This window comes from Epilithonimonas lactis (genome assembly GCF_900110605.1).
GTDB classification, from domain to species: domain Bacteria; phylum Bacteroidota; class Bacteroidia; order Flavobacteriales; family Weeksellaceae; genus Epilithonimonas; species Epilithonimonas lactis.
The window spans coordinates 865,916-891,913 of sequence record NZ_FOFI01000003.1; the positions used below are offsets into that span (position 1 = coordinate 865,916).

The following is a 25,998-nucleotide window of genomic DNA, read 5'->3' on the forward strand; positions in this document are numbered from 1 at the left end:
CAATCAATTTCTCATCATTTTGTTTGATAATTATGGTTTAATAAAAAGTCCTGCAATTGCAGCGGCATCGCTACCACTAAGAACTTCATCATAAGCAGCCGAGCCAGCTTCAGCACCAAATGCCGTCGCTGTATTAAAACCAGCTTGTACAGTGACACCTTCCCCAGCATACACAGGATTGGTTGCGCTAGGCATGTTACCACCGTTTGCCAATTCTATCCAGCCTTTCTGAGCTCTCATTCTTCTTACCTGAGAAGCGTGTCTTGCTTCCACAGAATGAATCTGAAGTGCAGCTGTCAAAACATCTTTGTTGGACATCACGTTTCCAGCTTGTCCTTTGTAGGCTCTTACGCCGGTATCTTCAAAAGCCTGAGCCAAGATCATAAATGTTTGATAATCATCCATTGGCGCAAAACTTCCGCCTGCTGTAAAATCAAAATTTGGTTTCGCTCCAGGCGTTTCGCCCAAAGAGGTCAAGGCGGTTTTTAGGAATGCAACGTGTGCTGTCTCATGTTTCGAGATGGTCTGGAAAACCACTCTATCTGCAGCAGGGATCAACCCAGCTTTTGCCAGACCTTGTGCGTAGTAGTCGTCTTCTAAATATTCTAATGTCAAAGCCAATTGCAAAGCATCCGTCAAAGGACTTTTGAACATGGTGGCAGATGTACTTGTAGTTTCTGCTTTTGCAGTTGTTGACATCAAACCTGCTAATCCAAGTGGAACAGAGGCAACAGCCGCTTTTTTACCAAAATCAGCAATGCTGGATAAAGTTTGTAATCTTGTAGCTTCTCCTGTGAAGAATTTGTCGTTGGAGAGCTTATCTAATATTCTAAGAATGTTCATAATAGTAAATTTTTGAAATTAATAATGAATTAAATACCTCTCTCTTTCCAGGTAAATGGTGTTTTGAAGAAGCTGCCTGCTGCTGCCACGATGTCTTTCGGTTCTTTTGCCGCATCCAATCCCATGGCATTGATCACATCATCGCCTGAGAAATCCGCAGATTTTGGATTGATAAGGTCTCTGATGGCTGAGGCATGTCTTGCTTCTACGGAAACAATTTTTCCGGCAAGTACTAGATAGTCAGGGTTGGTGATATATTTACCTGCGCCGTTGTAAGCTGCTACACCAGTATCTTCCAAGGCTTTTGCTGTTGCAAGCACAGAAGCTCTATTTTTGAAGTCGACACCGTTATATTGAAATTCCAAAGTTGGCAATAGGCTATTAGGAGCGGCGCCGCCAATGGCTGCTTTGAAGAAATCCCTGTGGATCACTTCATGATGGTAAAGATCTGTGAAGACCTGTCTTTCAGCATCTGAGATCCCTGTATAGAAACTGTTGACTACTTTGCTGTAGAAATCTGCTTCCAATTGTTCCAAAGCGTAGGCGTAATTCAAAACACCTACATCGCCTGTTCCAAGGTCAAATACATTGTTGCCTGGATCGATGATCAGATCATCGTCATTACAACCTACGAGTGCAAGGCCTGCGATCGCTAGACCAACACCGCTTAGTTTCAAAAAGTTTCTTCTGTTGGTATCCAAGGTGGCTGCACCATTGGAGACGCTAATTGTTTTTTTCATAATATTATTTTTAAAGTTTGGTTTTAAAAAATTGAAAAACCAGCATAAGAGCTATGCTGGTTTCAGATAATTATTACGGCATCAGAACAGTATCGATCACGTGGATCACGCCATTGGACTGATTCACATCAGCGATGGTCACTTTCGCGCTTGTTCCTTTTGCATCTTTTACGTACAAGTCATTTCCTTTGGTCCAGAATGTCAATTCTTCACCTTCTACAGTTTTCATCGGTGCTTTTCCGTTGCCTGCTTTCACTGCTGCCCAGATCTGTTTTGCATTGTATTTCCCTGCTAAAACGTGATAGGTCAATATTTTGGTCAAAGTTTCTTTATTCTCTGGTTTCACAAGGCTTTCTACAGTTCCCGCAGGAAGTTTTGCAAAAGCTGCGTCTGTTGGTGCCAAAACAGTGAATGGCCCTTTTCCCTGTAAAGTTTCCACCAATCCTGCTGCTTTCACTGCGGCAACAAGTGTTGTGTGGTCTTTGGAGTTCATTGCGTTTTCAACAATATTTTTTGAAGGATACATAGCGGCACCGCCCACCATTACTGTTTTTTCTTTCATTGCCTGTGCAGCTACATTTCCACTGAATGCAAAAAATGATAATGCGATCATTCCGAAGGCTGCGATTTTAGTTCTTGAGTTCATTTTGTTTATTTTATATTAATATTTTGTGAGTGTTAATTGCAGTTACGAGGTTGGTTTGTCTTTGGATTGAAAAAATTAAAAATAAATCACAAACAACTGTAAATCAATCGATTATTTTTTAACAATCGGAACAAAGTCCAAACAGACCGAGTTCATACAGAATCGTTTTCCCGTTGGTGCAGGTCCATCATCGAAGATATGTCCCAAGTGAGAATCACATCTTCCGCAGAGCACTTCTGTTCTTACCATATTATGAGAATCATCTTTTTTGTAGATGACACTATTTTTGCGAATCGGTTCGTAGAATGATGGCCAGCCGCAAGTTGTCGCGAACTTGGAAGTCGAAAGGAACAAGGCATTTCCACAAACGGCGCAGTAATAAGTACCTTTTTCATCAAACTCATAGAACTTTCCGGTGAAGGCTGTTTCGGTTGCGGCCTCTCTTGCGACCTGATACAGTTCTGGTTTCAGGATCTTCTTCCATTCTGCATTGGAAACTTTCAGTTTTGCAGTTTCAGTCTTTGAGTAGTATGGATTTTTGGTCTTGAAGTTGGCTGACTGTGCCGCGATGTTCCCGTGCATCAAAGCGACGGAACTGACGAGGAATATTTTTTTAAGCTTTTTCATTGTCGTACTATTTTATAGTTACTTACGACAGATGTAGAAATTTGGTTTTAGTTTGAATGGACGAGTGTATCAATAAGAAGGGAAAAGCCTCTACTTTGCGAAGCGCGCCCCGGCTTGAGTGGAGCTCTTTTTGTCATTGCGATGGTACAAAATTTCTTTGAACGACCTTCCGTGGTTCGCAATGGCAAAAAAGCGGGAACGGAAGACGGATAAAGGCGCCCAAATCATCACATTAAATAAAATAAAATGCTGAAAATTCAACAAATTCAAAAAATAAATCATTATTGGTATAATTTTTCTATATTTGATCAGTAAATCACTAATTATTAAAACAACCTATTCCGAGGAAGAACTTTTGGAACTGCTCAGAAAGAAGAGCGAATCAGGTTTCAAATACTTATACAACCACTATTCCGGTGCGCTGTATGGTGTTATTTTTCGGATAGTGCAATCCAAAGAGTATACTGAGGAAATAATCCAAGATGTCTTTGTCAAGATATGGAACTCCATCCATCAATATGACGTTGTCAAAGGCCGATTCTACACCTGGATGATCAACATTGCGCGGAATACCGCCATTGATTATCTGAAATCCAAATCTTTCCAGAACGAACTTAAAAACCAATCCCTTCCAGATTTCGTATATAACAGTACGGAACTCTCAACGACGAATAAGTCGTCGGATTTCATTGGTTTTACAGATGTTTTGTGTAATTTGGAATCCGATAAGCGGGAAATGATAGATCTGGCCTATTATCAGGGTTATACCCAAAGTGAAATATCTGAAAAACTTAAAATCCCGTTGGGTACCATTAAGACCAAGATGCGAACTGCACTTGTGAAACTGAAAGATCTCTTAAAAGATTATAAATAAAGTGAACATAGAAGAATACATATCATCCGGAATCTTAGAATCTTATATTCTAGGTCTTGCTTCTCCCGAGGAGGCAGGCATTTTGGAGTGTGTCATGAAGAACAGTGCTGAGGTGAGATCAGCATATGAGGAAGCACAAAAAACTTTGGAAGATCTGGCCACAGCACAAGCTGTAACACCGCCTGAAGATCTGGAAACCAAAATTTGGGCCAAACTGAAACAGGAAGAAACTGTTGAAGAAGTAAAGCCCGTTGTTCTAGAAAAACCAGATCCTAAACTAGGAGAAATTACTCAGGAGATTTATCCGAACAAAGCAGTCAATTGGCAGAAATATGCGATTGCGGCTTCTGTTCTTTTCCTTGTGAGTATCATTGGAAATTTCTTTTGGATCAATGACATTTCTAAAAGCAAGAAGGAAATAGCACAGTTGCAAACCGAGAAGAAGTCACAAGATATGGCTTTGAAGAACTCTCAGGAGAAACTCGCGATCCTATCCAACCCAAATATTTTGACGGTTCCATTGAAAGGTGTTGAGAAATATCCAGATTCCAAAGCGATAGTCTATTGGGATAAGGACTCTAAAAACGTCTATTTGAATGCGGAAGACCTGCCAAAAGCACCGGAAGGAATGCAATATCAGCTTTGGGCACTTGTCGATGGCAAGCCTGTGAGTGCTGGAATGTACTCATCTGAGAAAAATACGAAAGCAATCCTGGCCAACATCCCGAAAGCACAAGCCTTCGCCATAACCCTTGAAAAACAAGGCGGTAGCATTGCTCCAACTATGGAAAATATGTTCGTGATTGGAAACATCTAAATTTGGATATCAAAAAAGTTGAAAAAAAATTTCAAAATATTTTGAAATTTAAAAAATATCCATACTTTTGCACCACTCTAAAGGAGAACAAGAAGATACTAATTCTTCATAATTAAAAATGATTTCAAATCATTCAATTAGCTCCGAATAGGGAAAATAAAAAATTTTAATTTTTAAAAAAAAGGTTTGCAAATTAAAAAATAGTTTTTATCTTTGCACCCACATTTGAAAGATATGGCAAATCATAAATCAGCACTTAAAAGAATCAGACAAAACGAAGTTAGAAGACTTCGTAATAAATACAACCACAAAACTGCTAGAACAGCTTTGAAGTCACTAAGAACTGAAGAGAACAAAGCAGTAGCAGTAGAGCAATTGCCAAGAGTAATCTCCTTACTTGACAAACTAGCTAAGAGAAACATTATTCACAAGAATAAAGCAGCTAACTTAAAAAGCAAATTAACTAAGCACGTAAACAGCTTAGCTTAATATAAGTCCTTGGCCCGTTCGTCTATCGGTTAGGACCTCAGGTTTTCATCCTGGTAAGAGGGGTTCGACTCCCCTACGGGCTACTTAAAATACCTTCACTAATTTTTCTGAAGGTATTTTTTATGAAACATTTAAAATCTGTCTATTTCAATAAGATTTTGCAGATAATAAATAAAAGAAAAATTAACTAGGCCCGTTCGTCTATCGGTTAGGACCTCAGGTTTTCATCCTGGTAAGAGGGGTTCGACTCCCCTACGGGCTACTTAAAAATCCTTAGAATTTTCTAAGGATTTTTTTTTGGTTTCATATGTAATATCTCTTGGATTCCTTCGTTGATATTGCTGGACGATTCGTCTACAAAAACTGCTCGTTCATCTATATTTTTTTCGAAGAATAGCAGACTTTAATATCTTTAATAAAAAAACACAATTATGTACATTATCATTGCAGTCATTCTGGTATTAGTTGTCATCTTCCTTATCAACTCTTCTAAACTGGAAGGTTTCCGAAGCAAGCGTGGCAGAACTTTGGAATTTTTCATCTCTCTCATCTCAACTTTCATCGGTTTCTTTTTTGCCTTGAGTCTAAACACTATGTTGGCAGACATCAATCAAAAAGAAAATCTGGTAAAACTCTTGGACGCTACCAACCTTTCTCTCGAAAACAGCGAAATGAAAACCAAAGGAATGTATCTGAATCCAGCAAAAAGCGGCGTGGATGTTTCAGAAATCATTCAGTATTCACCGTTGGAAATTCCTAAGCTTTACACGAATCTTGAAACCAATTCTTTGGTGAGCGATTATTTCTTATCAAATGCTTTTCAGGCATATATTTTGTGTAACGACAATCTGCAGACTTTCGTAAAAGGAGCCAATGCGGCCAACGCAAGTTCTGAGAAGAAAACTTTGATTTTAGAAAAATATTTAGCCTACCTCAGTTTGGCGAAACAAGTCAACACTTTGGAAATTAAAAGGCTGAATGGCGAAATCTCTGAGTCTGACGAGAACGCCGAATTACAAAAATTAACAAAACGGATTATTAACAATCAATAATAAAATGAAAAAAACACTTATGTCATTGGCTTTAGCAGGATTATTACTGACGGCCGCAAGTTGCAAAAAGAACGAAACCTCTGATGTGAAGATAGATTTCACACAGTCTTATGAAGATGCTGCATTGGCATTGGCCACAGCACAACAAAATTATCAGGAAGCGGTTGCCAGCAAAGACCCGGCAAGAATAGAAGCAGCCAAAATAGAATTGCAGAAAGCGCAGGACAAATATGTGGAGTCCAAAAAAGTGTATGTAGCGGAAGGCGGAACTGTGAAGACCGAATATGAAAACAATCTCGCGACTTCTACGCAAATCCTTGGAAACTCTTCAACCGGAATTGTAAGCAATGCAATCAAGAGAACCGACAGCCTAATCACAGGGAAAACCAATGCAGAAATAGACAATGCTGCGAAAGAAATCAAGGACAAGGTGAATACAGAGAAGGCAAAACTGGTGGAAGATGCCAATAAAAAAGTATCTGATGCTAAAGTAGAAGCTGAAAAAGTAAAAGCTGATTTCAAAAAATCGACTGAAGAAACGAAGAAAACAGCTAATGAAAAGATTGACAAGGCTCAAAAAGACCTAAATGACCTTTTTAAATAACGAATCCAAAATTCTTATTATAAATAAATCCTTAGAATTCTCTGGGGATTTTTTATTTTTACATTAATAATTTGAATCCTATGAAAATCCTCATCATCAACGGCCCAAATCTCAACTTGCTCGGAACGCGTGAACCAGAAATCTACGGTTCGGTCTCTATGGAAGATTATCTTTCCGATTTGAAGAATGAGTTCGAGTCTGATGATTTATTTTATTTCCAATCCAATATTGAAGGCGAACTCATCAACCGTTTGCAGGAAGACAACTTCGACGCTGTGGTCATCAATCCTGGCGCATTTACACATTATTCTTACGCGATTTCGGATTGTCTTAAGAATATCAACAAACCTAAAATTGAAGTTCATATCAGCAACATCTACAAGCGTGAGGAATTTCGCAAGAAATCTGTGACGGCGGAAAGTTGCGATGCTGTGATTTCTGGTTTTGGGATGAAAGGTTATCGATTGGCGATTCAAAGTCTTAGATAGAATTTAGATGTTAGAATCTAGAAATTAGATTTAGACCAATACTTGATAAAAAAAGAATCTCGATTGAGATTCTTTTTTTTATTCTATTTTGACAAAGAATTTTCCGACTGGTTCGCCGTCTGCCATATTATTCTTGGCAAATATCAGCCAATACTCACCTTTTTGTTTGGTGTCATATTCAATCGTTGGCCCGAAAGGTCCGTCAAAAGTATTGTCCGGCATTCTGATTTGGTTGATTCTGACATTCATCGGCGTTTCGGTTTTCACGTAGCCTTTGATTTTTGGTTGGTCCAGGTTTTCCAGTTTCAGAATAATCTGGTCGTTCGGATTTGTAATTTCGAGGTTCAGTCGGATTGGCATTTTGGATGCATCGACTGTAATGATTTTTTGGTTGGATTCTCTTTCCGTCTTCACAATGGTTGACAAAGAATCTACTGGTTTTTCGATGGTTGTGACAGTATCCACTTTTGTATCTTTCACTTCCGGTTCTTTTTTACAAGCGACCAGAAACAAGGGAACTAGAGCTAAATATTTTAAACTATTGACGGTTTGGTTTTTCGATGTTAATCGTTTCATAATATAAAATTTTTGAGAGGAAAGTTTCTTTTTGATAAGATTCGATTCTTTCTTTCAGTTGATTTTTCATTTCGGAGTTTCCGGTTTTCTCGGCGTAATCCAGCAATATTTTTTCATTATAACTGATGGAAACTAAGTGGTAATTGTCCGCAAAATCCTTTCTTTTAATGTTGTTGGACGTGATAATTCCGCCCCAATTGACGTAACTGCAAACCAAAATCAAGCCATACGACGCCCAGAACATCCTGTTGAAAAGGAAAGCATTGGTCTTTCTGTTTTGAATTTTGATGAAGGTAAAAATCAATCCAATCAAAGCCATTGTGAGGAAAGCATAAACACCCAAACGTTTGTAGGTCAATCCAAAATTGATGATGTATTCTGAGTTTTTAAGGGAAGCTGAGATTACCAGAACAGCATTCAGAACAATCCAAATCTTGGCAGAAATCTTCAAAGACTTGGCATTTTCATCAAAATTAAAACCTCTTTTAAAATAGAAAAGAATGACTAGAATTGCCATTACGATGGACATTATCACAGCGTTTACACGTTCGTGAGTTTCTGCACTTAATCCGTCAGCAGACTTCGTAACTTCGAAAAACTGTTCGTAGTTGTAAGTGGCGATGAAAACCAAAAGCAGAATATTAAGCGCAGAAAATGAAATCAATCCGCTGGTTCTTTCGGAATCGATATCAAGGAAAGAGAAAGTTGGTCTTTGAATTTTTATTAATCCAGAAAAATCGTCATTCAAAAATCTGTTTTGTTTGAAGATGAATCTTTCCACACCGAAATTCCAAAATATAAATCCAACATAAAATCCAATGACAGCCAAAATAATGATATCAAAAAAACTAAAATCCAATTTCATTTCACTGAAAAATTGGTCGAAATGTGAACTTCCTGCCGAATAGATGCAAAGGAAAATGGTAATCAAGATGCCGGGAATTAAGATAAACGTAATCAGTTTTTTGCCGAAACCGCCGCCTTCCTTTGGTTTTTCGAACCATTGTTCTGTGTAGAAAACCCTTCCCAGAAATGAGAAAAGATTGAATAATAAAACCTCGATGTAAAGAAATGGTTTGAGTTTCGGATAAGTCCCTTTGAACCTTAATAAAAATACAGAAACGAAAACGGAGACAAAAGAAATAGCATCACCAAACCAGGCAAACGCAAATGAGGAGAAAATCGAAGTGACAAAAAGTGTGAGAAATGATTTGGTCCGAAACTCAGATTTGGTTTGGGCAAAAGTCAGAATGCTCAGAAAAATCCCGAAAATTCCAAGATTGAGGGCGACATATTCTTTGTAGAAAAGGACGATAATCGCCAGAACTGTGATGAAAATCAAATGGTGCTTTTTCATAATATAAGGTTTTATTAATTTTAATAATGAAGTCTAATAGAAAACCGGCGTTTGCTTTTGATAGACAAAATCTCTGATGTTCTCAAAATTGTGAGTGAGTAACTTTTCGAAATCCCAATAGTGGAAAGGCCTCATACGCTTTCCCTTCTTGTAAGCCTGAATATAAATCTTGAAATACTCCGGCAGAATGAGACTTCCCAAAAAGATAGCAGCAAGAAGATGCGCATTCATCTTTCCGTTTCCCAGGAGCAAAAACTGCATTGCAACTTCCTCCTCGAACTTGGTTCCGCAATCCGTCAGCAGATGATGAACGTCGTGATTTTCCATTTTTGGAATCATTGTAAAACCGTGCTTTTTGTAGAATTCGCCGAGTTTTCTTCCCAAAGTATCTTCTTCAAAAGCCAGTAATTGCTGTTGGGAAAATGCCCATTGTGTTTTCTTTTTCTTAAAATATTTTCGATAAAGCTTTTGTGTATTGTCATAAACGAAAAGCAGAAATTGAATACGGATTTTTTTCATAACTTTTATTTTTAAATTGAGATTCCGATGTAGAAATAGAGAATGGCGATGGGAATATTGATGAGTAGAATCAATGCGGATTTGATGGCATCAGTCGTATATTTTGGAGCGAAAATTCCAAATAAAAGCAATCCGGCAAATGTGATTAGATTGATAACTGTTCCATAGGTCAGAAGCATAAATCCTATGATTTGAAACACGCCATTGCCCGAAATAATGTAACCGAAGAGCGCAATATTTCCCAAGATAAATGAAAGCCAGAAAAGGGATTTTCCGATGTTTAGAACTTTAAAATTTTCCATAAATATTGATTTAAGTATTAAATAGATTTCAATTTGAAAAGTGTAATCTCCGGCCTGCAATTGAACCTGACCTGGTAAGAATGTCCCAATGCACGGTTGATGTAGAGCATTCGTCCAGCTTCCAAATCGATGATTCCGGAAGTGTATTTTCTGTTTTTCACGGGTAAAATCAGAGGTGGAAGAAAAGGAGGTACTGCTTGTCCGCCGTGCGTGTGTCCAGAAAGAATCCAGCCTTGATAACAGTTCCAGACATCCAAATCGCAAACATCGGGATTATGGCAAAGGACGAGATTGGCTTCATCTGGATTGATGGTTTTCGTCAGATTTTCTGGGTGGAAATTCGTTCCCCATAATTCTTCAAAACCAAAAATATTCAGGCCGGAAACTTCAGTTTTCTCATCGCGGAGAACTTGTATTTTGGAATCGGTGAGGATTTTTGAAACCTCATCAGCGATGTATTCTTCTTTCCATTCTGCGCCGTAATCGTGGTTGCCGAGAATTGCGGCTGTTCCGAGAGTTCCGAGAACGGCTTCTTTCATTACGATTTTCAGTTGTTCGAATTGTTCCGGATTATTTTCCCAGCAAACAAAATCGCCGGTGTAAACCACGATGTCTGGCTTGTAAGCTTTTGCTTTCTTAAAAGAATCAATTAAGAAATTATAGTCGAAGCGATTGCCGACGTGTAAATCTGAGATTTGCATCAGGACTTTGTTATGAAGCTTTGAAGGCAGATTTTTGATTGGTAAATCTAGATGAACAAACTCCAGCCAAAATGGTTCTATTTGCCAGGAATAGAAACCCAGCGAAAGTCCAGCTGTCGCGAGTAATGATTTGGTAATAAATTTTCTTCGATTCATTTTTTCAATTGTAAAGTTCTTTGAATTACAAAGTTAACTTTCAAAAAAAATCGGGAGTTATCGTCCCAACAATTTTGTTTCCCCAACCCTAAAGGGAGCAAAATTCATTATGCTATCTTCCCAACAATTTTTCCAGGTTATTGATATGCTCTGTGAACGCATCTCTACCCTTTTGCGTCACGCGGTAAGAGGTTCTTGGTTTTTTGCCTACAAATTCTTTTTTCACCTCGATGTATTCTGCTTTTTCCAGCGCTGTGCTGTGGCTGGCTAGATTCCCATCGGTGGCGCTCAGAAGGTTTTTCATTTCGGTAAAATCAACCCAATCGTTGACCATAAGAACGGACATAATGCCCAATCTTACACGACTTTCGAATTCTTTGTTGAGTTGATTGATGTTTAACATTTTTATTTAAAGTTTTGAAAACACTGAGGTCCGACTGCTCCACCTCCATATTCTAATGCAAATTTGTTATCGACTAAAATATATTGACAATTATTATTAAAATTATTTCTATCCGTTAGCTTATTTTGAAAAACATCAAATGAATACATTCCCATTCCGCTCCTTTTAAAACCAATTTTAATAGGTTCTCCATCTTCTATTGAAATACAATCTGCATTATCTAATTTCTCTTTTAGAATTTCAATGGTTTCTAAATCCCAACCTAACATATTTTTTATATCTGGCGTGATTAATACATCTTTATTAAAATTCCAACTCTGAAAAAACTTTTTTCCTGCACCATTATTCTGAATTGCAAGTCCTCCAATAATTTCATCATTTTTAAACTCAATTGACACAATTTTATCTTTTGGTTTAATTGTGTTGAAATACAAAATCAATTCATCAATTTCTTTTTCATTCGAGTAATATTCTTCTTTCAACTCTGAAACTGAATAATTCTTATCAAAAGCTCCAAAAGCAGAAGCAATCATAATATTTAGAATGATAAATCCAAGAATGAAAATTCCTAATATACTGCCTAACCCGATTAAAATATATTTTAATGTTTTCGACATTCTAATCGTATTTCCTATACATCAAAATTCCATAAAAAATATGCAGAAACCCAAATCCAATCGCCCAAAATATCAATCCCCAACCAAGCCAGAATAAGGCAATCATTCCAAGGACGACTTCACAAATTCCAAGATATTTAACATCACTTAGTGTGTATCGTTCTGCATTAATCAAAGCCAATCCATAGAAAATAAGCATTGACGGCGCAATTAAAGGAAAAAAGTTATGATTCCAAAGCGCAATGCAAAAAATCCCGCCTGCTGCCAATGGAATTGCAAAATTGAACAGCAATTTCTTCGTAATTGAATCCCAAATCTTCAGATTCTTCTTTTTGCTTTTTCTGGCTGTGAAAATATAACCGCTGGAAATCGCTAAGACCAGAACGACCAACGCGACAAAGAATAATTCCTTCGCCAAAGCTGGTCCGTAGATATTACGTTCGCCATCAAAATAATCGATGCCTTCTCTCTGGAAAACGAAATATACGTAAACGGAACCCAGCAATGCCACGATTCCCGCAATGACGCCGGACAAACCACTCAATGAAATAAATCTCGAACTGCGTTCCATCATCTGACGGATGTGCGCCAACTCTTCCTGATAATTTTTCGATTCCATAAAAAGAACTTTGAATTACAAAGCTACAATTTATTTTAAAACTTCAAAACAAATTTTGAAGTTTTTTGAAATAAAAAAAGGGAACAGCGACGTTCCCTTTTTTTACTTTATTTTTTGATGATTTTGAAAGTATGAATTTTAGCATCTCGGTCTGTGATCCTCACGACATAACTGCCCGATACCAAATGACCAATATCTAATTTCAGGTCTTTCTCAGAAACACTTTTTTGTAATATCAATTTTGAACTCACATCAAAGATCTCATATTTCCGGATCTCTATTGGAGAAGAAATATTCAAGATTCCCATTGTCACAGGATTCGGGAATATCTTTATATTTTCCAACTCGTTGTAAGCTACGGAAAGATTTTCTTCACAATTGATAAGTGCATCCCAACCAGGATAAGTTGCACTAGAATCGGAAGTGAACTTAAACGTCAATGCTCCTGTAGGATTATTTGATTTGAAGGTCTGAGGCAAATTGTTCATAGTCCCTGACGAGAATAGTATTGGCGAAAGTATGTCCGGACCGTTGTAGATGGTCAATCTGTCACAACAACTTTCCAGGTTGAACATCGTGAACTTGGCACTCACTAATTTTCCGGCTGACATGGGATAGATCGTTTTCACCCAATTTTCGTTATCCGAATAATAGCCATTCTGTCCTCCTGAATCGTAGAAATGTGCATCGCCACAATAGTTTGGAAGGGTGCAGAATGGAACAGAAGATCTTGTCCATTCAGAATTTCCATTAGAACAAATAGACCTTACGTAGACATCATAACATGTATTTTCCAAAAGATCAGAAACCGTATATGACTTACTAGTGACTATAACACCATGACCAGTAGGTGAACTTCCTGTCGCTACCAGTTCAACTTCCCACTGTGTTGCACTTGAGTTTTCGGTCCAATTGAATTTCAATGTATTAAAGCTTGAACTTTCTAGAACTATCTGTGTTGGTTTGTTGGCGCAAGGCGGCATTGGTTCGCAAATGATCTGCGCATCCCAGCCAGCTTTAGGATTGTTGTTACTAGAATATGGATAGAAAACAAAAGTCAAAGCTCCTGTTGCCACATCTGTAGATGCCAATGTTCCCGGAGGTGTGGTATTGTTATAGCTGTTATACAAAATGGAATTGCTTGTGGCGTACGGTCCATTATAGACGATGAATTGGTCGTATTGGTACACATCAAACATTTCGAAAATAGCTTTTACTCTATTTCCTGACGCACCTGGATAGATCGTCTTTGTTATAGATTCATTGTTTGGATAGTTGCTCAATGCGCCGCCTAGATCATAGAAATGATCTCCAGCACAATAGTTGGCCTGCGTACAGAATAGTTTGGAAACACCCCACTCGGACTTGCCTCCTACGCATACAGACCTTACATAAATTTTGTAACAAGTGTTTCTTTGCAAACCTGCGATTGTGTATGGACGTGTGGATACTAGAGTTCCAACGCCAGTTGGTGAACTTCCATCTGGAACCGCCTCAATTTCCCATTGTGTTGCATTGGAATTATCTGTCCAGTTCAGGGTCAAGGAATTTAGTCCTGCGTTTTGGAGGTTTATTGAAGTTGGCGGATTAGGGCAAGCAGGCATAGGTTCGCAGATGATTTGTGCATCCCAGCCAGCACGGTTGTTGTTATTTCCTGATGAGTAGAATGAGAATGTCAAAGCTCCCGTCGCAACATCGGTTGATTGTAACGTTCCTGGAGGCGTAGAATTCCCTGAGCTATTATATAAAACAGAACCGCTGTAAGTATTAGGTCCATTGTAAACTGTAAACTGGTCATATTGATTGATATCGAACATTTCGAAAATAGCTTTTACCCTATTTCCATTTCCTGAAGGATAGATTGTCTTAACAAAATTTTCATAGTTGTTAGGATAACCACTTAATGCACCTCCAGAATCATAGAAATGATCACCTCCACAATAATCACCTTGAGTACAGAATAATTTGGAAACTGTCCAGCTGGAATTACCTCCTGAACAAACCGATCTGATATATATTCTATAACAAGTATTGCTTTGAAGACCAGTGATTGTGTAAGGACGTGTGGATATCAGCGTTCCACTTCCTGTAGGCGAGTTTCCGTCTTTTACAACCTCAATTTCCCATTGTGTCGCGTTGGAATTCTCAGGCCAAGTTACTGTCAAGGCATTTAGATTAGAACTTTGAAGCGTGATCTCTCCCGGCGCATTAGGACAAGGCGGCATTGGTTCGCATATTATTCTTGCATCCCATCCTGCTTTGTTATTTATATTTCCAGATGTATTGAAAGAAAATGTTAACGCTCCGGTCGCAATATCAGTTGACATCAACGTACTTGGTGGTACCGAATTTCCGTAGCTGCTATATAAAACTGAATTGTAGGAAGTATTTGTACCGTTATAAACCGTGAATTGATCATACTGATAGACATCGAACATATCGAAAATCGCTTTCACGCGATCTCCAGTATTAGATGGATATATAGTCTTTGTATATGATTCATAATTATTGGAATAGCCACCCGAAACACCGCCAGTGTCATAAAAATGATCGCCACTACAGTAATCTGCCAATGTTCCAAACGCTTTGGAAACACTCCATTCTGATGTCCCTGCAGAGCATAGTGATCTAATGTAAACCTTATAAAGTGCATTGGACTGCAATCCTGTGATCGTATAAGGTTTTGAACTGATGACAGTTCCGACACCAGTTGGCGAATTACCATCTTTGACAACTTCTAATTCCCACTGTGTTGCGTTGGAAGCGTCTGTCCAGTTGATTGTAAGGCTATTAAGTGCGGCACTTTGAAGCGTGATTGATTTTGGATATTCTGAACAAGCAGGAATTGTCTCACAGAAAATCTCAGCATCCCAGCCTGACCTCACAGAGCTACCGTCTGATCTGAAGGCAAAGGTCAATGCTCCAGAAGAATGAGTCGATCTAAAAGAAGAAGGCAATTCTGACATATATCCACTGCTGAATAAAACTGGAGAATTACTATCTGGTCCGTTATAGATTGTCAACTGATCACAGCAAGACTCCAAGGAAAACTCATTGAAAACAGCTCTCACTCTATTGCCAGAAACAGCTGGGTAAATGGTCTTGGTCCAATTTTCATAATCCTTATAATTTCCATTAGGACCTCCTGAGTCGTAGAAATGGTCACCGGCGCAATAGTCTGGCGAAGTACATAATCTTGCAGGAGCCGACCAATCTGAGTAGCCACCTGTACAAAGAGATCTTACATAAACATCATAACAAGTGTTCTTTGTAAGTCCAGACCTTGTGTAAGGTTTTTGTGACGTAACAATTCCTGTCCCCGTTGGCGTGGTTCCAGCAGGTACAATTTCAATCTCCCACTGTGAAGCATTGGACGTATCTTCCCAATTAAATGTCATAGAACTTGGTGTAGAAGCAGTCAATGCTATATTTTTCGGCATTGTAGGACAAGCTGGTTTTGGTTCACAAAGAATCGTCGCATCCCAACCTTCATCTCCCACTCCGTAAGAATAGAATCTAAAAGTCAAAGCACCTGTAGGATGAGTTGACCTGTAAGTGTAAGGCAATTGATTCATTGCTGAGCCACTAAACAATAAAGGTGAGCTTTCATTCGGTCCGTCATATATATAAAAATAAGAGCAGCAGCTTTCGACTTTGAATTTGTTGAACGCAGCCGTTATCCTGTCACCAGAGTTTTCTGGATAGATCGTTTTGATAAAATTTTCTGATGGTGCATAATTTCCGTTGGCTCCACCTGAATCATAGAAATGGTCACCATCACAATAGTCTGCATTGGTACAGAAATTATTACCTTTCACCCAAGAAGAATAACTGCCTTCCTCTGCACAAACAACTCTCACGTAGATATCATAGCAAGTATTCTTAGTAAGTCCTGTGATCGTGTAAGGATTGGTCATAGCAATGATTCCACTTCCAGTAGGCGTTTGTCCCGCAGGTACTGCTTCCACTTCCCATTTACCTGATAAATTACTTGTGTTCCAGCTAACCGTAAGATTGTTACTACCAGCTCTTATTAGTTGTACATAAGTTGGACCTGTACAAAAGGTATTGAAAGTGTTGGTTTCAGAAAAATCACTTTCTCCACATGTATTGATACCTTTCACTCTCCAGTAGTATTTTGTACCATTATCAAGCGTTTTACTAAACTTATTGATCTGTGTTGTGTAAGTTTCTTTGACTGAGAAGTCGGACAGATTCGAAATTTCAAAAATATAAGATTCTGTATTGGAGTCTGCTGTCCAGGTGAATTCTGTATTGATATAATTTACAGAAAGGTCGTTGTTCGCAGGCGTCATCAAAGTTGGAATAGCGATGACATTATCGTAAACAGTGATAGCAATTGGATATTCGAAAGAATCCGCACCATTTTCACCTTTGATGATAAAATTATATTTACCCTTTTGAATGGTTGAAATCCCTGTTAAATTAAGAATAAAATTACCCTCACTAGATAGCTCTGAAGGTGAAAAAGTAGCAGACAATCCGGCAGGCAAGTTCAAAACGGAAAGGTGAACTTGGTTTGAGAATCCATTTTTTACATGGAAATCAAAGTTCACTGCCAGATCATTACTAGTACTTTTACAAACCTTAAAATTATTGTCAGCCGTATTGAACCAAAAATCTGTTGTAACAATCCCAGAAGCGATCAAAGAATAATTCTGAGATTGATTGACAAGATTTCCTTTATGATTGATCTTCAAAAGATATGCTCCTGCCAATGGTGTATTAATCTCTATCTTCTCAACATTGTCAAGATTATTCACACCTTTGGTAGCGGCTGCATTGACGTTAGCAGGATTTAGTTTCCAAGGATAATAGTCAACGCCATCTCTCGAAACAAGGATATCCAGATCATTCACCAAATTTGGCGTTGGGTCATCTGTTGCATTAGAAGGTAAATTCCCAACAGGATCTGTCCAAGCAACCGTCACAACCAATGGGTCAACACCGTTGCTACTTAGTACAATCTCTTTTGTTTCACCATTGTTGATCGTATTTTCTTCAACTTTGGAGAACAGATTTTTATCTTTAATAATATTCGCTGCCTTCTCTGCGTTGATCAATCCCCAACCGAATTTGTAGTCAGGACCCGGCGCTGCTCCAGCTTCGTCTGCAGAATGAATCATCAATCCCTTAAGTGTAGAAGCCTTCATGTAGGAATTATTCAGCTGGTTGTAATATTGCTGTAATAGAAGCAATGTTCCGCCCACACTTGGTGATGCCATAGATGTCCCGTCGTAGTAGTCGTAAGATGAGTTAGAATTATTGACAGCCGAAAATGTATGAACACCTTTCGCGGAAATGTCTGGTTTTATTCTACCATCATCGGACGGTCCCCAACTGCTAAACTCCGACATCACTACTGATGAGGCGCCAGAATAGTTCAAGACTTCCTCTACAGCTGCAACCGTGATCACATTCTTTCCAAGCGCATGTCCGGTAATAAGGTCAAAACCATTTTTACCTGTGTTGACGCCATAGATCCTGGAATTACCTGCAGCACAGACCATCTGGAAATAAGGCGCATTGAAAAGTATCTCATCATAATCTTTCGACACCTGATCGTACTTTCCGAATTTATCAACTGATATATAATAAGGATTGTATCCATATGAGTGATTTGAGATCAAAAGTCCCGCAGCTGCAGCATTGGCCACCTCAGCAATATCATTATCCCAATCGTAGGCCTTCGCACTTCCTTTGAAAGCCATTCCTCTAGCATTTCCGTTTTGCACGGCGTCTGTCCCAATAATAGTTCCTGCTACGTGCGATGCATGTGGATGTTGATATGGAGAATTGTCCATCAAAGATATCCTGTTGGAGAAAAGCTCGTGGGTCAAGAGTGGACGTCCAGCATCCCAAACTCCTGCAAGCATTCCCTGTCCTTCTATCGAAAGTCCCAGGCTACCACCGCTGTACAGTCTGTCTGCACGGGAAGTGATTCCCGCATTCCTATTTTCTGTAATGTAATAGATGGGTTTTAGATCTTTGGTAACACCTACCAATCGAGAGTAAGTCGAATCTGTGACTATGATTTTCTGCCAATGGTTCTTTTCTGCCAGAGAATTGGCGAGATTGAAACTTAAGTCAAATTGTTTTCTTTGATTGTCTGAGAAGGTCCGTAAATAATCAACCTTTGTTGACTGTTGAATTCTCGTAAGACTCTTTTGATCTTGGGAATAGATGTTTAAATTTGAAAATATTAATATTAACAAACAACAACGGTAAAAATTTTTCATGGTAAAAGTTTCTCAAAAATATAAAAAAAATCGACATTCTTAAAAAAATGTTAAAATACTTTATAACAAAAATGATATCAATCATTTAGATCAACATCATTTTACTTTTGAATTATTTTTTCAGAAAATATCTTCTACAATTCCGTCACTTTCTTACCAATTTTGTAAACCGTTCCTCGGAAACCTGCAACAACCTCATCATTCTGATTCTTAATCGTAATGTCATAGACTGCAGTTTTTCTCGTGTCTGTGAGCAGAATACTTTCGGCAGTCAAAACGTCGCCATCCCGTACGGCTTTTGTAAAATTAATATAACAATTGAGCGCAACTGCCGCTTCGCCTGTATTATTGGAAGAAAAAGCCAACGCCGAATCTGCAAAAGCAAAGGTCACACCGCCGTGAACGGTTCCTAAACCATTGATCATTTCTGGTTTTACTGGCATTCTTATAAGACAATAGTTTTCTTTGATAGTAGTGAGTTCAATTCCCAACCATTGAGAAAACAAATCTTTTCCGAACAAATATTCGGCCGTCTCTTTTGGAGTCATAAGTGATAAATGATGATTGATAAATGATGATTGATAAATGATAAATTATGGATGATGGATGATGGAAGTTAGAAGAAAAACGCTCCAATTCTCCCACTCTCAAACGCTCCAACTTACTTTCCTTTGTAATTCGGTAAGCGTTTTTCGATAAAAGCAGTTACACCTTCTCGGAAATCCTCAGTTTCGGCCGCATCTTGCTGGATGATGGATTCGTAATCCAACTGTTCTTTCAATGTGAAATCATAGGATTTGTTAAAGGCTTTTTTGGTCAGATAAAGTGCTGTGGTTGCTGAATGCGCGAGTTGAGTCAGCACTTCCATCGATTTCTCCACAAATTCTGGATCTGGGAAAAAATCGGCTATCAGACCAATTTTCTTAGCTTCTGGTGCAGGCACTTTCTTTCCTGTGAATGAAAGATAACTTGCTAATTGTTTTCCGACCAATTTCGGTAAGAAATAAGTTCCAGCAGTATCTGGAATCAAACCAATATTAGCAAAAGCGAAAGAAAAATAGGAACTTTCCACTGCCAAAGTAAAATCACAGATTGAAGCTAACATCGCACCAGCGCCGACTGCAGGACCATTGACCAAAGCAATCACAGGTTTTCTGCATTTTACGATTTCCAAAACCAAAGGATTGTAATATTCGATGACAAAACGCTGGATCTCTCGGTCGTCGTCATCCTTACCAAAACTCAAAGCTTCTTTCAGGTTTTGACCAGCACAGAACGCTTTTCCTTTTCCTGCAATCGCAACGCAACGCACGTTTTCGTCTTCACTGAATTTGTGAACAGCATTTCGCAATTCGGAAAGCATTACTTTGGTCAAGCTGTTGTAACTTTCCGGTTGGTTGAGGTAGATCAATTGTAATTTTCCGTCGAATTGGGCGTCTATTTCTATTTGTGTGTAATTCATTTTGACATAATTATTGTTAACTGCAATTTAATATATTTTATTGAAAGCCCTGAAGAAAGTTCTATTCTGAAAATAACAAAAGCCGACCATTGCTGGTCGGCTTTGAAATTTATAAATAATTCGAAATTATTTGATCATCAATTTCTGAGTATAGTTAGCTTTTGGAGAAGTTACTTTTAGCAAGTAAACACCTTTTGTCAAGTTAACATTGAACTCATTGGTAGATTCTCCTGTCAAAACGTTGAAGCCAGAAGTGTGAACCAATCTTCCGTTCATATCGTAGATCGCTACTTTGGCATTTCCGCCAAGATCTTTTGATTTGATGAAGAAATTACCGTTTGATGGATTTGGATACACTTTGATATTGTTAGAATTGAAAGCACTTTCGTTCACCGCAAGTACTTGTGCATCTCTTGTACACAATTCCAGTGACCAGGTGGTTACTTTACCCGTTAGATTTCTAATGTTGTCCGAAACAAATAGATTCCAAACACCTTTCGTATCGTTTCCTTTGAAAATGGTCAGAGACTCATCAGGTTTTACTGTTCCAGCAATTGGCGAAGCACAAACATAAGTTGAACCTTCGTCACTGAATGTTGCAGTAATTCCTGAACTTGTACATTTTCTGTTCCACAACCAAGCACTTTGACCTAATGGACCTTGGATCCCTACAACCAATTGGCTGGTTCTTGGATGCTCAACTGTTGGTTTCACTCTTATTTTTGTGATCACACCAGAATCCTGAACATCAATCGGCACCATGATCTGAGGAGATGAGATTGGTCCATTTGTACTTCCAGTTCCATCATTGATATCCACCGCAGCACCTGTATAATTGTAAGTATTACAAACCTCACCATTTGCTGTGTAATCTATCACAAAACTAGGACTCACTGCAAAGTAAACGTTGTTGACCGCCTCAATCATAAAGTAAGCATTAGCAGCTTGTGAACCCGCAGGAATAGAGATAGATTCTTCTCCGTCGTTAGCTGTATTAGCCGCTACTGTTGTGAAAGTTTTACCACCATCCAATGATAATTTGATATTGACATTAGCTGTGTTCACCGGAGCAACATTTGTATTGGCAACATTCCATTTCACATTGTACGTTGCATTGGAAACCAAGCTTTCTCCAAAAGTTGGCGCTGTCACTACAAAAGGTCCAGCCGCTGCACTCACAGTCACTATCACTTCATCCGTATTGGTTTGAGCACCATTGGCAGAATTGTCTCTCGCTGTCAAAGTAAAATTCAAATTTCTTCCAACGCTTGAAAGTGCTTCCCAACGTGTTGCATTAACGCCTGCTAATACCTTTCCGAATTCTGGAAAATATCTTACAGGCTCAGATTTTGGAGGGAACATTTTGAAGTTTGGACCACCTGCCTTCGTAGGAGATGCGTAAGAACCTGTTGTAAATTGTGCCGATAAGGTTGCAGGATTATTCTGCTCCCAAACGTAAGATAACGTATCATTTTCAGCATCAGTCGCAGTTCCTCTCAATACAAATGGTGTACTGATCGGGATTGTAACGTCTGCCCCAGCATTTACAACCGGTGCCGTATTTGTAGTTGGTGTATTAACTGCGCAAGCTTTATTAGCTAAATTATTCTGAATTTGCAGAATATTTCTGTAAGTAAAGAAGTCATTTGAGTTAAACTGTGTATCGTAAGCACCTGTGATTCCCGTATAAGCCATGATCGTGTTACCACTACCCACTTCTACCTGAACACCTGAACCTTCGGATCCGCTGTAAGTATGTGTGTGATTTCCTCCTACTTGGTGGCCAATCTCGTGAGCCACATAATCGATATCAAAAATATCACTTACAGGAATGTAATGTGAGGTGAAGCCAGAACCTTTTGTAGCGTTTGTACAAATACAACCAATACAACCTGCATTACCATTTGGACTTGCATAGACCACCACGTGTCCGATATCGTAATTTGCAGCGCCAATGACAGAGTTCAACGTAGACTGCACCTGTGAGTTGTATGATCCAGTATAAGGGTCTGATGCTGCATCTAAGTAAATAATCGGTAGAATATCAATCAAGTTGAAGTGCACTGCCAGATCTTTCTCGTACAAAGCATTCACTCTTGTCACTGTGTTGTTGATCGCAGCTAGAACGACCGCTTTTTTCTCGTCATCAGTGGCATCCGTTGCACCAGCTCTTTGGATATGATATTGAGAGTATTCCGCTTGTGCAGACATTGCCAGCCTGAATGTTTTATAAACCTGATTATTAGACCTATTGGCGGAAGTTACATCCTGATTTCCTTCTATGATCTCATCCATAGTGGAACAGATGAATTCATCCTTCTGATCCAAAATTCTGGATGCTGATGAATACGCAGCATAGACGTCATTACCAGCAGTATAAGCTTCAACAAAACTAGATTCTCCTGTTCTAAATGTGGAAGACGAAAGTCCAAGATCAGAAATTGAAAATCTCAAATAAGCCGACTTATCCGTAATTCCAACGCCCATATAAGATCTGATGCCAGGAAACATAGCCTGTACCTCTGGCGTGAAGTTGGAATATTCCCAAACCTGGAATTTCTCCAAAACACCTTTTGCATTAGGCATCAAAATCTCCACGCCTTTTCGTCCGGAGAATTTTTGAGGTGCGCTTTGCAATTTTGATTGCATGAGACTCTTATCCAAAGAAAAAAGTTGCTTTTCCTTGAGGCTTGCAAATTCAGCTTTCACCTGCTTGCTCGTATTGCCCACTTTTGACCATTGGGCAAAACTCAACATTGGCAGAACCAATGCAGACATTAGTAAATACTTCTTCATATTAAAATTTTTGTGCAAATTAAGAATTTTTAACAGAATTTTCACAATATAAATTCAACAAAAATTATCAAATGCAATTTTTGTCATTATAATCCCATACTATAATTATGAATATAAAAATAAAAAACCACATATTTTAAAATATCAATAATTAATTAATCAGCCGAATAACCACATAAGAGAACCCGCTAGAATTAATTTTCAAGCGGGTTTTATTTTAATTTGGAGTATATGTTTACTTTCTGATGAGTTTATTCGTCAAAGTAATATTGGAAGATGTTTTTGTTTTAATGATATAAACGCCTTTAGCCAAATCCTGAACTTCCACTTTTGACCGATCACCGTTTAAAGTTTTTACTAGTTTACCACTCACATCGAAGATATTGACAGAGACAATTTTCATCGATCCCATATTCTGATATTCGAAATGATCTTGCGCTGGGTTTGGATAGATGTCAACTTTCGATTTTGGGTTGGCATCAGCAACATTCAGGAAGTCACATTCTGCCTCCAACTCGTACAAACACTCCTGATTGATCAGCTGAAACCAGTCAAAAGTATCACTTCCCATAGCCAGACTTTCTCCTACGACACCTTCGCCGGTATCATAATGCGCCGTTGAGGACCACGCGTTGGCATCAGATTTTGTGCTCATCCAGATTCTTCCGTCCGACATCGTTCCGTTCAAAACAATTGGTGTGTTTAGCTTAATTTTGATTTTCCTGATGACAAACTCGTGCAAAGGCTCGTAACCTACTTCCTCAAAGGATTCAATACTGCTGTCGGTCACAGATAGGATTTGTTGACCAGGAACATTTCTTCTTGGGTCTTCGGGATCTTCCGGCGTAGAAAGCGTGTTGTCATAGAACAAAAAATTCACAAACGTTGGCGGCAACTTACTCGCCAAGGTCACGACAATGCTATTGATTTTGATGGTTTGGTTCGCTGCGATCGGAATGTCCACTGCCGCTTTTTGTCCGCCAGCGCCGATGATGAAAACACCGTTCTCTTCCTCTGTATCATTTATGACCACGGTGTTGCACGTTTCCGCCTTCAAAGCTTTTTTAATCGGTGTGCTTCTAGGTGTAGAATCCGAGAAGGATCTCCCGTAACCCAAGCTTTGAGAATAGACCACCATCGAACCTAAAGCCGATAGAAAAAATACAATTTTCTTCATAATTAATTTTTTAAGATTTAATAAAATTTTTTGCGATAATCTTATCAATTAGAAATATTTTTTATTTCATTGATGAAGTAAATGTATATACTTTAAGAATCAAAAAACAGCTTTTGTCTTCCAAAATATCATATTTCAAAAGTAAAAAATGAATATTAAGATTCAGAAAATCAGAGAATTAAATATTTTGATGTTTCTTTTCTGCTTCACGGAGAAATGCGGACGGAGAGATCCCAGTGACATTCTTAAAGACAGTAGTAAAGGAACTGTGCGAAGAAAAACCGGCTGCTTCTGCCAGATAACTTATTTTATAATTAAGATATTCCGGACGTTCGAGAATCTGTTTGCAGATGTGATTGATGCGAAGCTCGTTCAGATAATTATTGAAGTTTTTCCCTTTATGTTTCTTGATGGTTTCCGAAAGATATGTTGGATTGGTTTTGAACATCACCGCCAGACTTGCAACTGTCAGCTTTTGATTTGTGAATTTCGCCGATGCTTCAAATTTTTCCAACTTTTCCAGAATCATTGTTTCCGCAGAACTTGGAACTGAAAATGGTATTTTTTCTTTCTCCTCAATTTCCGGCTGAGTGATTTCTTTACGCTTTGAAGTTTCCTCTTCTTTTTCAAGATTGGAAATAAAATTCTGGTAAAGCAGTTTCTCTTTTTTTCTCTTTTGATTAATGTAAAAAATAGAGATTCCACCCGTTAGAATTAAAAACCCACAACCAATTATCAACAGTTGATTATGCCCTTCTTTGTCAGAAATCTTATCCACAAGACTCTTCTGCTCGATTGTCACCGCCGTATTGATGGCTTTCATATTATTGTCTTTCACATCAGGCTCAAGTTCCAAAAGCTTTTCAGAATATTCAATATATTTTTCTTTGTCATTTAAAGTTTTGTAAGCAGCGATAAGCTTTTTGTACATATCTGCCTTCAATCGGTTATCTTTAAAAGCATCTTCTTTCAAAACCGTTTCCAAAGAATCAATTGCTCTTTGATTTTCATTTTTATCGATATAAACTTTTGCTAAAGTATTATAAATGAAATATTTAAATTCTTTATTTTCCGTATCACGAATCGCCAAGGCTTTATTAAGAAAATATTCTGCCGAATCATTTTTTTTGAGGTAAGCATATGAAACGCCCATATTGTAAAACGCTCTTCTGAATTGAAAAATGTTCTTTTTGTTTGGATTTCCAATGTTTCCTAAAAACTTCAAAGCTTTCTGATAATCCTTTTTCGCAACCAGAAAATTCTCTTTATCGGCCTCTAGATTTCCATATTCAATGTACAATCTGGCCGTGAGGAAATTCTTTTCGTAACCATTTGGTAATTTATCAACCTGCTGTTTCGATAAATCCAAGTAAGGTTTTATTTTATCCGGAAAATTCAAAAACGAATATTGATTGGCGATAGAGCCGTAGATTTTCGCTTTGAGTTTGGTGTCATCTAATTTTTCAGCAATTTCTTTCGCTTTGAAAAGCATTTCTGTTGACTTTGCAAAATCTGGTTTTTTGATTTTCAGATATGCATCCGCCATTTTCATCCGGACTTCATATTTGGCTTCGTCTGAGATTGGCTGTTTAAGCTTCTTGATGCTTTGTTCGATAATCGATTCAGGCGAAATTTTACTTATGTACAAAGTCTCGGAACCAGACAAGTCTTCCTGATTTTGATTCTGTGCAGAACAAAACAACATCAAACAAAAGATCATCAAAACAATTAGAAAACGAGCCAACTTCAGATTTTATACTCAAATTTATAAATAAAAAATACGATTTGAAATATTAAGAAATTGAGGTGATAGAAAAAACATTACCAAATTGACAATCATTTTAAAGCAAAAAATAAAATTATCGGAAATTTT

General features: G+C 38.2%; 24 protein-coding genes and 2 tRNA genes. 8 read left to right on the top strand and 18 right to left on the bottom strand.

Features of this window, described 5'->3' with window-relative positions; all coding sequences use genetic code 11:
* Window positions 1–30 precede the first annotated feature (30 nt).
* From BMW39_RS13630 to msrB, 4 genes are all read right to left on the bottom strand, one after another.
* Complete coding sequence (locus BMW39_RS13630) at window positions 31–843, bottom strand: ferritin-like domain-containing protein (protein ID WP_034972793.1); 813 nt, start codon at window positions 841–843, stop codon at window positions 31–33.
* 29 nt (window positions 844–872) lie between these two features.
* Window positions 873–1,583, bottom strand: a complete 711-nt coding sequence (locus tag BMW39_RS13635) for a ferritin-like domain-containing protein (RefSeq protein WP_034972795.1) — start codon at window positions 1,581–1,583, stop codon at window positions 873–875.
* A 73-nt stretch (window positions 1,584–1,656) separates the two neighbouring features.
* Window positions 1,657–2,229, bottom strand: coding sequence for a fasciclin domain-containing protein (locus tag BMW39_RS13640; RefSeq protein ID WP_034972797.1), 573 nt, complete (start codon window positions 2,227–2,229; stop codon window positions 1,657–1,659).
* A 111-nt stretch (window positions 2,230–2,340) separates the two neighbouring features.
* A complete protein-coding gene (msrB, locus tag BMW39_RS13645; RefSeq protein WP_034972799.1) occupies window positions 2,341–2,856 on the bottom strand; it encodes a peptide-methionine (R)-S-oxide reductase MsrB in 516 nt (171 codons plus the stop codon).
* 304 nt (window positions 2,857–3,160) lie between these two features.
* On the opposite strand from msrB, the gene BMW39_RS13655 reads away from it, so the two are divergent.
* From BMW39_RS13655 to aroQ, 8 genes are all read left to right on the top strand, one after another.
* Window positions 3,161–3,730, top strand: coding sequence for an RNA polymerase sigma factor (locus BMW39_RS13655; RefSeq protein ID WP_245750489.1), 570 nt, complete (start codon window positions 3,161–3,163; stop codon window positions 3,728–3,730).
* Between the two features lies 1 nt (window position 3,731).
* Window positions 3,732–4,547 (top strand): anti-sigma factor, encoded by an 816-nt coding sequence (locus BMW39_RS13660; RefSeq protein ID WP_034972801.1) that lies wholly within the window; start codon window positions 3,732–3,734, stop codon window positions 4,545–4,547.
* A 234-nt stretch (window positions 4,548–4,781) separates the two neighbouring features.
* Window positions 4,782–5,036, top strand: a complete 255-nt coding sequence (gene rpsT, locus BMW39_RS13665; RefSeq protein ID WP_034972803.1) for a 30S ribosomal protein S20 — start codon at window positions 4,782–4,784, stop codon at window positions 5,034–5,036.
* 11 nt (window positions 5,037–5,047) lie between these two features.
* Window positions 5,048–5,119: transfer RNA gene (locus BMW39_RS13670), tRNA-Glu, on the top strand.
* Between the two features lie 107 nt (window positions 5,120–5,226).
* Window positions 5,227–5,298, top strand: a tRNA-Glu gene (locus BMW39_RS13675).
* A 169-nt stretch (window positions 5,299–5,467) separates the two neighbouring features.
* Window positions 5,468–6,088, top strand: coding sequence for a hypothetical protein (locus tag BMW39_RS13680; RefSeq protein WP_034972805.1), 621 nt, complete (start codon window positions 5,468–5,470; stop codon window positions 6,086–6,088).
* Window positions 6,089–6,092: 4 nt separating this feature from the next.
* Window positions 6,093–6,692: a hypothetical protein gene (locus BMW39_RS13685; RefSeq protein WP_034972807.1), complete on the top strand. Its 600-nt coding sequence runs from the start codon at window positions 6,093–6,095 to the stop codon at window positions 6,690–6,692.
* 80 nt (window positions 6,693–6,772) lie between these two features.
* A complete protein-coding gene (gene aroQ, locus BMW39_RS13690; protein WP_034972809.1) occupies window positions 6,773–7,180 on the top strand; it encodes a type II 3-dehydroquinate dehydratase in 408 nt (135 codons plus the stop codon).
* Between the two features lie 78 nt (window positions 7,181–7,258).
* Here aroQ and BMW39_RS13695 read toward each other — a convergent pair whose 3' ends face one another.
* The 14 genes from BMW39_RS13695 to BMW39_RS13760 all read right to left on the bottom strand — a co-directional run bounded on the left by BMW39_RS13695 (window position 7,259) and on the right by BMW39_RS13760 (window position 25,845).
* The gene (locus tag BMW39_RS13695; protein WP_051880057.1) at window positions 7,259–7,756 is read right to left on the bottom strand and encodes a hypothetical protein; all 498 of its coding nucleotides are present in this window, start codon (window positions 7,754–7,756) and stop codon (window positions 7,259–7,261) included.
* Window positions 7,719–9,113, bottom strand: coding sequence for a DUF4153 domain-containing protein (locus BMW39_RS13700; RefSeq protein ID WP_034972811.1), 1,395 nt, complete (start codon window positions 9,111–9,113; stop codon window positions 7,719–7,721). Before BMW39_RS13700 ends, BMW39_RS13695 begins: the two co-directional genes overlap by 38 nt.
* Window positions 9,114–9,146: 33 nt before the next feature.
* Complete coding sequence (locus BMW39_RS13705; RefSeq protein WP_034972812.1) at window positions 9,147–9,632, bottom strand: Coq4 family protein; 486 nt, start codon at window positions 9,630–9,632, stop codon at window positions 9,147–9,149.
* A gap of 11 nt (window positions 9,633–9,643) precedes the next feature.
* A complete protein-coding gene (locus tag BMW39_RS13710) occupies window positions 9,644–9,934 on the bottom strand; it encodes a hypothetical protein (RefSeq protein WP_034972814.1) in 291 nt (96 codons plus the stop codon).
* A 17-nt stretch (window positions 9,935–9,951) separates the two neighbouring features.
* Window positions 9,952–10,791 (bottom strand): metallophosphoesterase, encoded by an 840-nt coding sequence (locus tag BMW39_RS13715; protein WP_034972815.1) that lies wholly within the window; start codon window positions 10,789–10,791, stop codon window positions 9,952–9,954.
* A 112-nt stretch (window positions 10,792–10,903) separates the two neighbouring features.
* Window positions 10,904–11,194, bottom strand: coding sequence for a winged helix-turn-helix domain-containing protein (locus tag BMW39_RS13720; protein ID WP_034966172.1), 291 nt, complete (start codon window positions 11,192–11,194; stop codon window positions 10,904–10,906).
* Between the two features lie 2 nt (window positions 11,195–11,196).
* Window positions 11,197–11,811 carry a hypothetical protein gene (locus BMW39_RS13725; RefSeq protein WP_034972816.1) on the bottom strand — a complete coding sequence of 205 codons (615 nt, stop codon included), beginning with the start codon at window positions 11,809–11,811 and terminating at the stop codon, window positions 11,197–11,199.
* Window position 11,812: 1 nt separating this feature from the next.
* Window positions 11,813–12,430 (bottom strand): membrane protein, encoded by a 618-nt coding sequence (locus BMW39_RS13730; protein WP_034972817.1) that lies wholly within the window; start codon window positions 12,428–12,430, stop codon window positions 11,813–11,815.
* 107 nt (window positions 12,431–12,537) lie between these two features.
* Window positions 12,538–18,690: a fibronectin type III domain-containing protein gene (locus BMW39_RS13735; RefSeq protein WP_051879776.1), complete on the bottom strand. Its 6,153-nt coding sequence runs from the start codon at window positions 18,688–18,690 to the stop codon at window positions 12,538–12,540.
* Between the two features lie 134 nt (window positions 18,691–18,824).
* On the bottom strand, window positions 18,825–19,238 hold the full coding sequence (locus tag BMW39_RS13740; RefSeq protein WP_034972818.1) for a PaaI family thioesterase: 414 nt from the start codon (window positions 19,236–19,238) through the stop codon (window positions 18,825–18,827).
* Window positions 19,239–19,351: 113 nt separating this feature from the next.
* Window positions 19,352–20,152: an enoyl-CoA hydratase/isomerase family protein gene (locus BMW39_RS13745; protein ID WP_034972819.1), complete on the bottom strand. Its 801-nt coding sequence runs from the start codon at window positions 20,150–20,152 to the stop codon at window positions 19,352–19,354.
* A gap of 126 nt (window positions 20,153–20,278) precedes the next feature.
* Entirely contained in the window at window positions 20,279–22,948 is a 2,670-nt protein-coding gene (locus tag BMW39_RS13750; protein WP_083391924.1) for a reprolysin-like metallopeptidase, read from the bottom strand.
* Window positions 22,949–23,183: 235 nt separating this feature from the next.
* Complete coding sequence (locus BMW39_RS13755) at window positions 23,184–24,125, bottom strand: T9SS type A sorting domain-containing protein (protein ID WP_034972820.1); 942 nt, start codon at window positions 24,123–24,125, stop codon at window positions 23,184–23,186.
* 178 nt (window positions 24,126–24,303) lie between these two features.
* Window positions 24,304–25,845, bottom strand: a complete 1,542-nt coding sequence (locus BMW39_RS13760) for a helix-turn-helix domain-containing protein (protein ID WP_083391925.1) — start codon at window positions 25,843–25,845, stop codon at window positions 24,304–24,306.
* Between the last annotated feature and the right edge of the window lie 153 nt (window positions 25,846–25,998).